We start from the raw sequence: 12,398 nt of genomic DNA on the forward strand, positions 1-12,398 counted from the left end.
TATCCCGCCATTTGCTTATTTGGTGCCGAAGCCGCCGCCGCCCGGCGTCTCGATGGCGAACACGTCGCCGGCCCGCATCTCGGCGGTGTGGGTGGCGCCGAACTCCTCGACCGTGCCGTCGCCGCGCTCGACCCAGTTGCGGCCCAGCGCTCCGGGCGCCGCGCCTTCCAGCCCGAACGGCGCGATGCGGCGGTGGCCGGCCAGGATGTTGGCCGTCATCGCCTCCAGGAAGCGGATGCGGCGCAATGCCCCGTCGCCGCCCCGCTGCGCGCCCTCGCCGCCGCTGCCGCGCCGGATCGCGTGGGTTTCGACCAGCACCGGGAAGCGCCACTCCAGCACCTCGGGATCGGTCATGCGCGAGTTGGTCATGTGGGTCTGCACGGCGGCCGTGCCGTCGAAGCCCGGCCCGGCGCCGGAGCCGCCGGCGATGGTTTCGTAGTACTGGTGCTCTTCGTTCCCGAAGGTGAAGTTGTTCATCGTGCCCTGCGAGGCCGACATCACGCCCAGCGCACCGTACAGCGCGTCGGTGACGTACTGCGACACTTCCACGTTCCCCGCCACCACCGCCGCCGGATAGCGCGGATTGAGCATCGAACCTTCCGGGATGATGAGGTTGAGCGGCTTGAGCACGCCCTCGTTCATCGGGATGTCGCTGTCGATCAGCGTGCGGAACACGTACAGCACAGCGGCCTTGCAGACCGACAGCGGCGCGTTGAAGTTGGTCGGCCGCTGCTCGCTGGTGCCGGTGAAGTCCACCGTGGCGCTGCGGCTGGCGTGGTCGATGGTCAGCTTCACCTTCAATACCGCGCCGTCGTCCATCTCGTAGGCGAAGCTGGCGTCGCGCAGGCCGCCGATGGCCTTGCGCACCGCCGCCTCGGCGTTGTCCTGCACGTGCTGCATGTAGGCCAGCACCACGTCCTCGCCGTAGCAGGCGGTTGCCTTCAGCAGTTCGTTGGCACCGGTCTCGCAGGCGCCCAGCTGGGCGATCAGGTCGGCGATGTTCTGGTCGATGTTACGGCTAGGCCAGGGGCCGGCGCCGAACAGCTCGCGCACCAGCGGCTCCAGGAACACGCCCTTGTCGACGATCTTGATGTTATCGAGCAGCACGCCCTCTTCCAGGATGCTGGTGCTGTTCGGCGGCATGGAGCCGGGCGTGATGCCGCCGACGTCGCCGTGGTGGCCGCGCGCGGCGACGTAGAACAACGGCTGGTCGCCGTCGCCGTACACCGGGCAGACGATGGTGATATCCGGCAGGTGGGTACCGCCGTTGTAAGGCACGTTGAGCACATAGGCGTCGCCCGGAGCCATCGTCGCCGCGTGCTGGCGGATCACGCACAGCACGCTGTCGCTCATCGAGCCCAGATGGACCGGGATGTGCGGCGCGTTGGCGATCAGGTTGCCCTGGCGGTCGAAGATGGCGCAGGAGAAGTCCAGCCGCTCCTTCATATTGACCGAGTAGGCGGTGTTCTCCAGCGTGGTGCCCATCTGCTTGGCGATCGCCATGAACAGGTTGTTGAAGATCTCCAGGTGGATCGGATGCACGGCGGTAGTCATCTTATGGGCGCTGCCGGCGGCCGCGCTGCGCTCCAGCATTAGCGTGTGGTCAGGCAGAACGCGCGCAGTCCAGCCGGCATCCACCACGGTGGTGGCGATCTCCTCGCGGATCAGCGCCGGACCTACAACGCGGCTGCCGACCGGCAGTTCGGCGCGCACGTACAGGGTGATCGGCACGGTCTGGCCGTCGACGTAGCTGTAAACACGGCCGGGTATGTCCGCCCCGCTTCTGTCGCTGGCCGGCACCTCGATGACGAAGTCGGCGCCGTCGCCCGCGCCGATCGCTTCGACCGATACCGATTCGATCACCAGCGGCTGGCCTTCCATGACGAAGCCGAAGCGGCTGCGGTACAGCTCCGCGAAAGCCTCGCTCATCTGGGCCACGCCGGCGATCGGGATGACGAAGGCGGAGTCGCTGTCCTGGTACTTCAGACGGGCGCACAATTCGACCCGGATATCGCCGGACGCCACTTGCTGCTCCAGCAGTTCTGTGGCGGCTTGCTGTGTCAGTTGTGACAGCAGCTCCCCCAGTCCGCTCAGGACCGCTTCGTTGAGCGGCTGTTCGACCGCGCCTTCGCGCATGGCGCGGATGTCGGCCAGGCCCATGCCGAACGCCGACAGCACGCCGGCGAACGGATGGATCACGACCTTGGTCATGCCCAGCACGTCGGCCACGCGGCAGGCATGCTGGCCGCCGGCGCCGCCGAAGCAGCACATGGCGTAGCGGCTGACGTCATAGCCGCGCTCCACCGAGATCGACTTGATCGCCTGCGCCATGTTGTCGACCGCCACCGCCAGGAAACCGTCGGCCACGGCGGACGGCGACAGCCGGGTGCCGGTTTCGCGGGCGATCTTCTCGGACAGTTCGCCGAAGGCGCGCACCACCACGTCGCGGTCCAGCGGCTGGTCGCCGTTCGGGCCGAACACGCGCGGGAAGTGCTCCGGCTGGATACGGCCCAGCATCACGTTGCAGTCGGTGACGGTCAGCGGGCCGCCCTTGCGGTAGCTGGCCGGCCCCGGATTGGCGCCGGCCGATTCCGGTCCGACCTTGAAGCGGCCGTTCTCGAAGCTGCAGATCGAGCCGCCGCCCGCCGCCACGGTATGAATGTGCATCATCGGCGCACGCACCCGCACGCCGGCCACCACGGTCTCGAACACGCGCTCGTAGGCGCCGTCGTAGTGGGCGACGTCGGTCGAGGTGCCGCCCATGTCGAAGCCGATCACCTGTTTCAGGCCGATCGCCTCGCAGCTCTTGACCGCGCCGACGATGCCGCCAGCGGGGCCGGACAGGATCGCGTCCTTGCCCTGGAAGCGGCCGGCGTCGGTCAGGCCGCCGTTGGACTGCATGAACATGATGCGCACATCGCCCGTGTCGGCCGACACCCGCGACACGTAGTCGCGCAGCACCGGCGACAGGTAGGCGTCCACCACGGTGGTGTCGCCACGGCCGACGATCTTCATCAGCGGGCTGACCTGGTGGCTGACGGAGATCTGCGTGAAGCCGACCTCCTCGGCCAGCGCCCGCAGCCGCTGCTCGTGTTGCGGATAGCGGTAGGCGTGCATCAGCACGATGGCGATGGCGTCGATGCCCTTGGCGCGCAGGGCGAGGAACTGCCCGCGCAGCAGTTCTTCATCCGGGACTTGCAGCACCTCGCCGCGCGCGCCGATGCGCTCGTCGATCTCGATCACTTCCTCGTAGATCAGGTCCGGCAGCTCGATGCGCATGGCGAAGATGTCCGGCCGGTCCTGGTAGCCGATGCGCAGCTGGTCGGCGAAGCCGCGCGTGATCGCCAGCGCGGTGCGCGCACCCTTGCGCTCCAGCAGCGCGTTGGTGGCGACGGTGGTGCCCATCTTGATCACTTCGATCTGCTCGGCCGGCAGCGGATCGCCCGTCTTCAGTCCAAGCAGGTCGCGCATGCCTTGCGTGACGGCGTCGTCGTAGCGCTCCGGGTATTCGGACAGCAGCTTGTGCGTGACCAGCTTGCCGTCCGGGCGGCGCGCGACGATGTCGGTGAAGGTGCCGCCGCGATCGACCCAGAACTGCCAGCGAAGTTGTTGAGCGGGGATGTCGTTTTTCATGGTATTACCTTTTTACAGTCTGAATCAGGATTCGAGTTTCTTGCCGGCGGTTTCAGGCAGCGTCAACGCGGCCAGGATCATCACGCCGTAGGCGGTGCCGGCGAACACGCCGATCGCCTCGCCCAGCGCCATCGACTGGCTGCTCAGGCCTATCATCAGCGGGAACAGCGAGCCGACCGCGCGGCCCATGTTGTAGCTGAAGCCCTGGCCGGATCCGCGGATCTCGGTCGGGAACAATTCGGTCAGGAAGGCGCCCATGCCGCTGAATACGCCGGATACGCAGAAGCCCAGCGGGAAGCCGAGGAACAGCATCACGCCGTCCGTCACCGGCAAGCGGGTGTAGGCCAGGGCGATGCACAGCGAGCCGGTGGCGAACAGGATGAAGTTCTTCTTGCGGCCCAGGTAGTCGGTCAGGAAGGCGCTGACGATGTAGCCCACGTAGGAGCCGACGATCACCATCGCCAGGTAGCCGCCGGTGCCCAGCACCGTCAGATGGCGCTCGGTCTTGAGGTAGGTCGGCAGCCAGGTGGTGATGGCGTAGTAGCCGCCTTGGGCGCCGGTGGTCAACAGCACGGCGCGCAGGGTGGTGCTCAGCATCTTGGGCGCGAAGATCTGGGCGAACGAGGCGCGGTCCTCCGGCGCCACCTTCTTTTGCTGCGCCACGAAGATTTCCGGCTCGTCGACGAAGCGGCGGATGAAGATCACGAACAACGCCGGCAGTATCCCCAGCAGGAACAGCGAGCGCCATGCCCATTCATGCGGCAGCAGCGAGAACATCAGCGCGTACAGCAGCGCCGACACGCCCCAGCCGATCGCCCATCCCGCCTGCACCATGCCGACCGCCTTGCCGCGGTCCTTGGCGCGTATCACCTCGCCGATCAGGATGGCGCCGGCGGTCCACTCGCCGCCCATGCCAAAGCCCATCAGGCCGCGCGCCACCAGCAGCTGGGTGAAGTTCTGCGCCAGTCCGCACAGCACGGTGAAGAAGGCGAACCACAGGATGGTCAGTTGCAGCGTCTTGACGCGGCCGATGCGGTCCGACAGGATGCCGGCGATCCAGCCACCGAGGGCGGAGGTCAGCAAGGTGACGGTGCCGATCAAGCCGGCGTCGCCCTTGGACAGGCCCCAGGTGGCGATCAAGGTCGGGATCACGAAGCTGAGGAACTGCGTGTCCATCGCGTCGAGCGCGTAGCCGATCTTGCAGCTCCAGAAGGTGCGGCGCTCCTTGCCGGTCAGTGCGCGGAACCAGGAGAAGTAACCCTCCTGCTGGGCGGTTGGTAGTGCGCTGGTGTTCATGGTGCTCCCCTTTGTTTGGTGCAGCAATCCCCTTCGGCCGCGCTGTGCGGGTCCGTAGTGGGTGCTACTTTGGTTTTAAGTCAGAACGCTGCTAAAGATGAATTGCGGATGTCGGTGACCAGCATGTAGCCCGGCTGGTGGGTGATCGCCAGCGGCAGGCGCGCGTGGCGGATGGCTTCCTGCGGCGTGACGCCGCATGCCCAGAAGACCGGTATTTCGTCCGGCATGATCTCGACCGGATCGCCGTATTCTGGCCGCGCGATGTCGGCGATGCCGATCAGCGACGGGTCGCCGAGGTGCACCGGCGCGCCATGCACCGCCGGATAGCGGCTGGTGATCTGGATCGCGCGGACGGCGTCGGCGGCCTTCATCGGCCGCATCGACACCACCATCTCCCCGCCGAACGGGCCGGCGGCCTGGTTGCGGATATTGGTGCGGTACATGGCGACGTTGCGGCGTTGTTCGATGTGGCGCAGCTTGATGCCGGCCTCGATCAGCATCTGCTCGAACGAGAACGAGCAGCCGATCGCGAACACCACCAGGTCGTCGCGCCAGACGTCGTGCAGCGAATGGGTCTGCGATGCATCCTGCCCGCCGCGATAGATGGTGTAACCAGGCGTGTCGCTGCGCAGGTCCATGTCGGCACCCAGACGCGTCACGTTCCACTGGCCCGGCTCGCCCACCGCCAGCAGCGGGCAGGAGCGCGGGTTGCGCTGGCAGAACAGCAGGAATTCGTCGGCATGCGCCTGCGGCAGGATCACCAGGTTGGCCTGGGCATATTCACCACAGTAGCCAGCCGTCGGCAGGCGGAATTCGCCGCGGCGTACCTTGTGCCGTAATTGAAGTGGAGTCATGAAGGTCTCGTTGTTTTGAAGATGAAAAAAACTGTATGAGTTCAGAATAAACTTGTATATCGCTATCCGCTATCTAGTAATTTTTGCTGTGACTGTTTAGTTTTTCTTACCGACGTGCACTACACCGGCGCACGGAGATAAGGTATTCTTGTCCCATGAATATCCGATTCCTGGAGACGTTTGTCACCCTCGCCCAACTCCGCAGCTTCCGTGCCACGGCCCGTGCATTGCACGCGACGCCAGCTGCAATTTCCTTACGTATCAAGACCTTAGAGGAGGAATTGCAGACGGAACTGGTCGACCGGACCAAGCGGGATTTTTGCCTGACAGCGAATGCGGAATATCTGCTGGGACATGCGAAAGCGGTGGTCGACGCGACGCGCAGACTGCAGGCCGCGGCGCACAAAGATAGTGCAATTCGCGGCCGGCTGCGGCTGGGCGTGATCGAATCGGTGGTGCACAGTTGGCTGGCGCAATACATCCGCCAGCTCAATGTGTTGTATCCCGAGCTGGAAGTCGACCTCGCGGTCGACATGAGCAATGTGCTGGAGCGGCGCCTGCGCGCGCGCGAACTCGATCTGGTGATCCAGGTCGAGGGTGTGGAAAGCCGCGATATCGTTTCCGAGGCCCTGGCCGTGTATCCGCTGCACTGGATCGCGCGCCGGGGCTTGATTGACACCCGCAAGGAGGGACTGAACCAGCGCTTGCTGCGGATGCCCATCCTGACTTTCGGACGCGGCACGGCGCCGCAACGCATGCTGGAAGAGATCGTCAGCAAGATGGCGAACCTGGCGATGATACCGCTGGAACAAACCCGCATCACGTGTTCCCCATCGGTCGCGGCGATCGTGCAGCTGATGAAGGATGGCTATGGCGTGGCGGCGATCCCCAGCCTGTTCGTGGTCAGCTCGCTGGAGAGCGGCGAATTTATAGAACTGCCGGTGCACCCCGAGCCACCGTCCATCATCGTCTCCATGTGCTTCCAATCGAACGCGGAGATGCTGGTGCACGCGGCAGCCAACGCGGCGCGCCAGGCCTGCGCCAGCTATTGCGCGCAGGTCGATTCACGCTATATCAAGTCGCTGGGCTGAGGCCGGCACAAGTACTTACACCGGTCCTTGTAACATGGTCACCGGATCCAGGCGCGCGGCGCTCGCGGCTGGATAGGCGCCGGCGGCCAGACCGCTGATCAGGGCCAGCGCGGCCGAGCAGAGCGGCGTTGCGATATTTAGCGTGACCTCGATGCCCGCGATGGTCAGCGCCAGGCTGGCGCCGGCGATGCCCAACACCAGACCGAGCACCGCGCCGAACAGGCATATCAGCACACTTTCCATGAGGAACTGCGCCACCACGTCGGTCGCATGCGCGCCCACGGCCATGCGCAGGCCGATCTCCGCTTTGCGCTCTGAAACCGAGGCTAGCATCACGTTCATGATGCCCAGCGACCCTACCAGCAACGCCACGCCGCCCAGCACTGCAAGAAAGCGCGTATAGAGCGCCACCTGCTGCTGCCGAAGCTCGCTGACTTGCTTCGCCCCACTCGCTTGCACCGTCGGCGACACCAGGAAGCGTAGACGCGATGCCAGCAGTCCCGGCATGTCGGGCGGTGTTGTACTCGGCTGTAGGCGCGTCAGCAGCAGAGCCGTCGATGGCGCCGGCGGTCCGGCCAAGCGGCGCATGGAGGCATACGAGACAAAGACGCTGCGGTTCATCTTGACTGATTGCAGCAGATCGTCGCCAAAGTAAGGGGCCAAGACGCCGGCCAGCAAGAAGTTCTTGCCGCATAGACTGACCGGCATGCCGGGCCGCAGGTCCAGACGGGTCTTGCGCAACTCGGCGGCCGGCTCCGCGCCAAGTACGATCCACGGTTGCCGGCCATCGAGCGCATGCAGGAAGCGGCCGTATTGCAGGCGCAACGACAGCACGGCTGGTAAATCTGGATATGCGGCGATGATCTCAGGATTGCCCAAAGCCGTTTCCTGCCCGTTAGCGCAGCTGAAATGACGCTCAAGACGGGCCACGGACTGTACCTCCGGCATACGCCACAGCACGGCGGCGGCGGTGACGATCATCGCGTCCAGTCGCACCTGCGTCAGTTCGCCTAATGGGGTGCCTTCCCGCTTGTCCTGCATCGCGTCGGGAGGCGGCACGTTGATCGTCACCACGTCCGCGCCTAATTGATCAAGTGCTCGCGTGGCTTGGGCGGCGACGCTGTTGCCGATGATGAGCATGGACGTGACCGCCGCGATCCCGATCGCCACACCGACCACCGCCAGGCCGATGCGGCGGCGGTTCGTCTGTACGCTCTGCCACGCGAAGCCGAAGGCGATGCGCAGCCGTAGCCGGTGGCGCGCGTAGCGTTCACGCATGGAGGGGGTTGATGCATCCATCGTGCATGGTGATCTGGCGCGGCAGTTGCCGCGCAATCCCCATGTCGTGGGTGATCATGAGCAGCGCGGCGCCGTTCGCCGTCGTGACCTCGCGCAGCAAGTCCAGCACGCGCGCGCCGGTCGCCGAGTCCAGCGCGCCGGTCGGTTCATCCGCCAGCAGCAGTCTCGGCCGCCCGGCGACGGCGCGGGCGATGGCGACGCGCTGCTTTTCGCCGCCGGACAGCTCGGATGGCCGGTGCGACAGGCGATGCTCCAGACCCACCGCCGCCAGCGCCGCACGCGCCGCATCCAGCGACGCGCGCGGCGTCAGGCCCCGATACAGCAGCGGCATCTGTACGTTCTGCTGAGCGCTCAAGGACGGCAGCAGGTGGCACTGCTGGAATACAAAACCAATGTCCCGATTTCGCAGGCGCGCTTTCTCCTGCGACGACAAGGCCTGGGTATCCACGCCGGCCAGCCGGTAGTGGCCCGCGCTGGGCGTGTCCAACAGGCCGATCAGATTCATCATCGTCGATTTGCCGGAACCGGATGGTCCGACGATGGCCAGCGCCTCGCCAACGCGCACCCGCAGATCGATGCCCCGCACCGCCCGGACGTCTTCGCCGGCCACCTGGAAAGTCCGGGCGACCTGCTCCAGCTCGATCAGCAAGCCGGCCACGCGGGCGCCGCCATGAATGTCGGGCTCAGTCATTGCCCGCGCCCGATAGCAGCTTGTCCAGCATGCCTGCGCCGGCCGCCGCGGACGCCGGAACGGCGACGGGCACCCATACCTCTTCCCCGGCCGCGACGCCCGACTTGACTTCAACGCTGTCCACCAACGATTTGCCGGCGTCGATTTCCTGGACCCGCCCATGATCCGCCGCCGATCGCCGCACCCGCACCACCGGCCGGCCGGCCGCATTCCAGGCGACCGCGCCCAGCGGAACACGCAGCGTGGCCGGCCCCGGTTCCACCGTCACCCCGATGGTGACGCTGCTGCCGACGCGCAGCGCCCGCCGCGCATCCGTGGGGGGCTTGAGCAGGATTTGTACTTCGAATTCCGCCGAGCCGCGACTGCCCTGGCCACGGCCGTCCGTCGCGCGCGCCTGCGATGAAACACGCCGTACCACGCCGGCAAACTCGCGAGCGCCATCGGCGACCAGCGCGACGCGGGCGGCCTGCCCCGGTGCGATCTGCCGCGCATCGTCTTCGTCCACCCATGTCTTGATCAGAAAGGCGGAGGTATCGCCCACGGCCAGTATCACATCCTTGGGCGTGACTGCCGCGCCCGGGTTGAGTTCTTTTTGCGTCGCAACGTCGCCGGCATCGCCGGCCGCCGGATATAGCACCACGCCGGCCAGCGGCGACAGCATGGTTGTCGCCTTCAGCTTGGCGCGGATGTCGTCGAGGTGCAGTCGCCGGTTTTCCAGATCCAGTTCCAGCACGCGCAATGCCGTTCCCGAGCGCCGGAGCTTGAGCGTTGAGAGTTCATCGTGCGCGCCGTCGACCTGACTCTGGCCGGCGTCGATTTCCTGTTTTGCTGCGTCGAGTTCGGTACGCGCGATGATGCCCTTGTCATACAGCCGCTGCGCTTCCGCGCCGCGTCCCTGCGCTGCCGTCAGGGTATTCTGCGCGGCCAGCAGCCGGCGCGCCGCGCCTTGGTATTCGGTGCCTGATTCCAGTCTTTGCGCGGCGGTCAGGGCTTGCCGGGCCTGGATAGCCGCCATCTCGGCTTCGCGCCATTGGCGTTTGAGTTCAGAATCGCTGACTTGCGCCAGTCTTTGCCCCACCGCCACCATATCACCGAACTGCACATACCTGGCCAGCAGCACGCTATCGACCGGTGCGCTGATGTTGACGGTGTTGACCGGGCTGAGCGCTCCTTGCAGCAGCAGAGGTTGCGCTGTGCGCGCGCTCAGGACCTTGAGCCAACGGCCGTTGTCGGGCGCGGCCGGCCGCGCCACCAGCACCAGCCCGCAGGCGGCAAGGCCCAGCAGCGCCGCCGCGACCACGCGGCCGGACATCCATTTCCTAGGGGCGGGAGTTCGCATATCGGTATCTCGTATTCAGGTGTGTCATGGAGGAAGTCCCGTGTCCTGGGCCAGCGACGCCACGTGCCATTGTTCCAGCACGGTTCCGCTGACGCGTTGCAACTCCAACTGCGCCATGAAGATCGCGAAGTGCGCCTGCGTTTCCTGCGACAGCGTCTGGTTCAGCGCATCCTGCGCCAGCGACAGATCGGTCGCGCTGCTGCGGCCGGCGCGGGTCTTTTCGATTTCGGCCGCCAGCCGCTGCCGCGCCAGTTCCGCCGTGCGCTGCGCCATCCGGTACTGGAGCGCCGCGAATTCTATATTCTTGAGCGCGTCGCTCACCTCGGCGCGCGCGTTGCGCTTCAGGTCGGCCCGCGACAACTCGGCCTTCCGCAAAGCGATCCGGGCGGCGCTCGACGCCACCCGCGCCGCGGACTTGTCCAGCGGTATGGAGTAGTTCAGACCGACCGCGATATTGCTACGCCGCGTAGTCGGGCCGGCGCCGTTGTCGCTCGACTGGTCGCGGCGCACATAGAAATCCAGCTGGTTGCGCAGGCCGTCATCGGCCTCGATCACGCCGAACTGTCCGGCCTTGACGGCGTCCGCCGCCAGTTCCAGATCGACCCGCCGCGCCAACGCGGCCTGCATGGCCGCGCCCACGCCTTGGCTTGGCATCGGCAAATAGGAGATGAACGAATCGGCGAGCGTCACGGCCGTGCGGTCGGCATCCAGGTCATACCGGCCGATTACCCGCAGCAACTGGCGGCGGGCGACATTCTCTGCTTGCCGGGACTGCATCAACGCCAGCTCGGTCTGCGCCGCGTCGGCATCGCTCTGCAGCAAGGCGATCCGGGATATGCGCCCGGCGGCCAGCAGTTCCTCGTTGATCGACCTGGCCTCGGCCGCACGCTTGAGTGCGGCTTGCGCGAGCGCGACATTTTGCTGGGCTTGCTCCAAGCCGAAATACGCCACCACGCCGCCCAGCACCACGTCGCGCTGGGTCTGCAAAAAGCCCTTGCGCGCGCTCTCAAGCGCGAGGGCGGCGCGGTGTTCGTTGAGCAGCACCACGTCGCCGCCCGCACCGCGCAGTAGCGGCTGCGTCAGCGACAGCGACAGCGAGCTGGTACGGCTATTGTTATTCGGCGTGCCGGTGGCATCAGGGCCGGCCATCGGTACGGCCTGGCCGTCGCGGTTGTACTGGCGTCCTTCCGACAGGGACAATTGTGTGCCGGAGCGCAGCTTCCAGGTGGACAGCAGATTGCCCGATGCGATCGCGCCGCGCGTGGCGGCCGCGCCGGTGGCGGATGTCCGCTCGCGTTCCCACTGGCTCGACAAAACCGCCTGGGGCAGGAATTCATGACGGGCCTGCTCGGTCTGCAGTTGTTGCTGCTCCACATCGAGTTGTTGGGTCTGGATGACGACGGCGCGCGTCAAGGCGCCCTGCAAGGCATCTTGTATGCTCAATCGCAGTACGGCCGGCGCCGTGGCGTCGGTCGCCATCGCCGGCTGGGGATCGACCATTAGCTCTGGAACAACAGGTCGGGCCCCGGCCTCGCCAACCGCCCACATCAGCAACGCCAGCAGCATATTCGAGTTGAATAAATGCATGACAAGGCGTATCAAAAGCGCGGGCGGAGGCATGCAGTTAAGGCTTAACGATCCACATCAGGTTCGAGCTGGTTCGGGTGTTGGTTGGCGTGAAGTGAACGGTCTTGGTGGCTGCGCCACCGCAGGCGCCGGAGAAAACCGAAGCCGTGTACGAACGATTCAACACCACAGGGCCCAAATTCTTGGCCTTGCCGGCGGTCAGGTCTTGCTGGCCGTTGACGTAAAAGCGCACGCAACCTTTGGTGGCGTTCAGGCCGACGATCGAAGCGGAGCTCGACGCGGCGGCCGCCGCACCGGACGAGCCGCTGGTGGCAGTACCCGATACGACCTGGCCAGATTGAGCGCTGGCGACACCGGAGATCAGCGCCCCCATAGCCATGACGGTAAACAAAAATACGCGCTTGCCAGTAAATTTACGATTGTTCATTTTGATACTCCTGATAAGTGATCTGATTCAATAGTGGTCGTTGACCGCCGGCTGCCATTCTCAGGCTTGCCAAACACATCTGTTTCAATCGGCGGCGTTTGAATCATAGGTTGACCAGGGCGCTCACTTATCCGGCAAAACGAAGTACTCCACGTCCACGCGAAGAAAATTTTCGCGGTGG

General features: G+C 65.6%; 9 protein-coding genes. 1 reads left to right on the forward strand and 8 read right to left on the reverse strand.

Going from position 1 to position 12,398, the window contains the following annotated elements; all coding sequences use genetic code 11:
• Positions 1-15: 15 nt before the first annotated feature.
• The 3 genes from D0T21_RS27745 to D0T21_RS27755 all read right to left on the reverse strand — a co-directional run bounded on the left by D0T21_RS27745 (position 16) and on the right by D0T21_RS27755 (position 5,828).
• The gene (locus D0T21_RS27745) at positions 16-3,633 is read right to left on the reverse strand and encodes a hydantoinase B/oxoprolinase family protein (protein WP_116993214.1); all 3,618 of its coding nucleotides are present in this window, start codon (positions 3,631-3,633) and stop codon (positions 16-18) included.
• Between the two features lie 24 nt (positions 3,634-3,657).
• On the reverse strand, positions 3,658-4,929 hold the full coding sequence (locus D0T21_RS27750) for an MFS transporter (protein WP_116993215.1): 1,272 nt from the start codon (positions 4,927-4,929) through the stop codon (positions 3,658-3,660).
• A gap of 80 nt (positions 4,930-5,009) precedes the next feature.
• Positions 5,010-5,828 carry a putative hydro-lyase gene (locus D0T21_RS27755; protein ID WP_301546350.1) on the reverse strand — a complete coding sequence of 273 codons (819 nt, stop codon included), beginning with the start codon at positions 5,826-5,828 and terminating at the stop codon, positions 5,010-5,012.
• Between the two features lie 110 nt (positions 5,829-5,938).
• Between D0T21_RS27755 and D0T21_RS27760 the strand changes: the two genes are divergently transcribed.
• Complete coding sequence (locus tag D0T21_RS27760) at positions 5,939-6,874, forward strand: LysR family transcriptional regulator (RefSeq protein WP_116993217.1); 936 nt, start codon at positions 5,939-5,941, stop codon at positions 6,872-6,874.
• Positions 6,875-6,889: 15 nt separating this feature from the next.
• On the opposite strand, the gene D0T21_RS27765 is transcribed toward D0T21_RS27760, so the two are convergent.
• Genes D0T21_RS27765 through D0T21_RS27785 form a run of 5 tightly spaced genes read right to left on the reverse strand, consistent with a single transcriptional unit; the run spans position 6,890 to position 12,217 of the window.
• Complete coding sequence (locus tag D0T21_RS27765) at positions 6,890-8,152, reverse strand: ABC transporter permease (protein ID WP_116993218.1); 1,263 nt, start codon at positions 8,150-8,152, stop codon at positions 6,890-6,892.
• The gene (locus tag D0T21_RS27770; RefSeq protein ID WP_116993219.1) at positions 8,145-8,864 is read right to left on the reverse strand and encodes an ABC transporter ATP-binding protein; all 720 of its coding nucleotides are present in this window, start codon (positions 8,862-8,864) and stop codon (positions 8,145-8,147) included. The genes D0T21_RS27765 and D0T21_RS27770 overlap by 8 nt, the downstream gene beginning before the upstream one ends.
• Positions 8,857-10,203, reverse strand: coding sequence for an HlyD family secretion protein (locus D0T21_RS27775; RefSeq protein ID WP_116993220.1), 1,347 nt, complete (start codon positions 10,201-10,203; stop codon positions 8,857-8,859). The genes D0T21_RS27770 and D0T21_RS27775 overlap by 8 nt, the downstream gene beginning before the upstream one ends.
• A gap of 24 nt (positions 10,204-10,227) precedes the next feature.
• A complete protein-coding gene (locus D0T21_RS27780) occupies positions 10,228-11,790 on the reverse strand; it encodes a TolC family protein (RefSeq protein ID WP_229211662.1) in 1,563 nt (520 codons plus the stop codon).
• 37 nt (positions 11,791-11,827) lie between these two features.
• Positions 11,828-12,217: a signal peptidase gene (locus tag D0T21_RS27785; protein ID WP_116993222.1), complete on the reverse strand. Its 390-nt coding sequence runs from the start codon at positions 12,215-12,217 to the stop codon at positions 11,828-11,830.
• Positions 12,218-12,398 lie beyond the last annotated feature (181 nt).

The sequence above is a fragment of the Duganella sp. BJB476 genome (genome assembly GCF_003416895.1).
Taxonomy (GTDB): Bacteria; Pseudomonadota; Gammaproteobacteria; order Burkholderiales; family Burkholderiaceae_D; genus Rugamonas.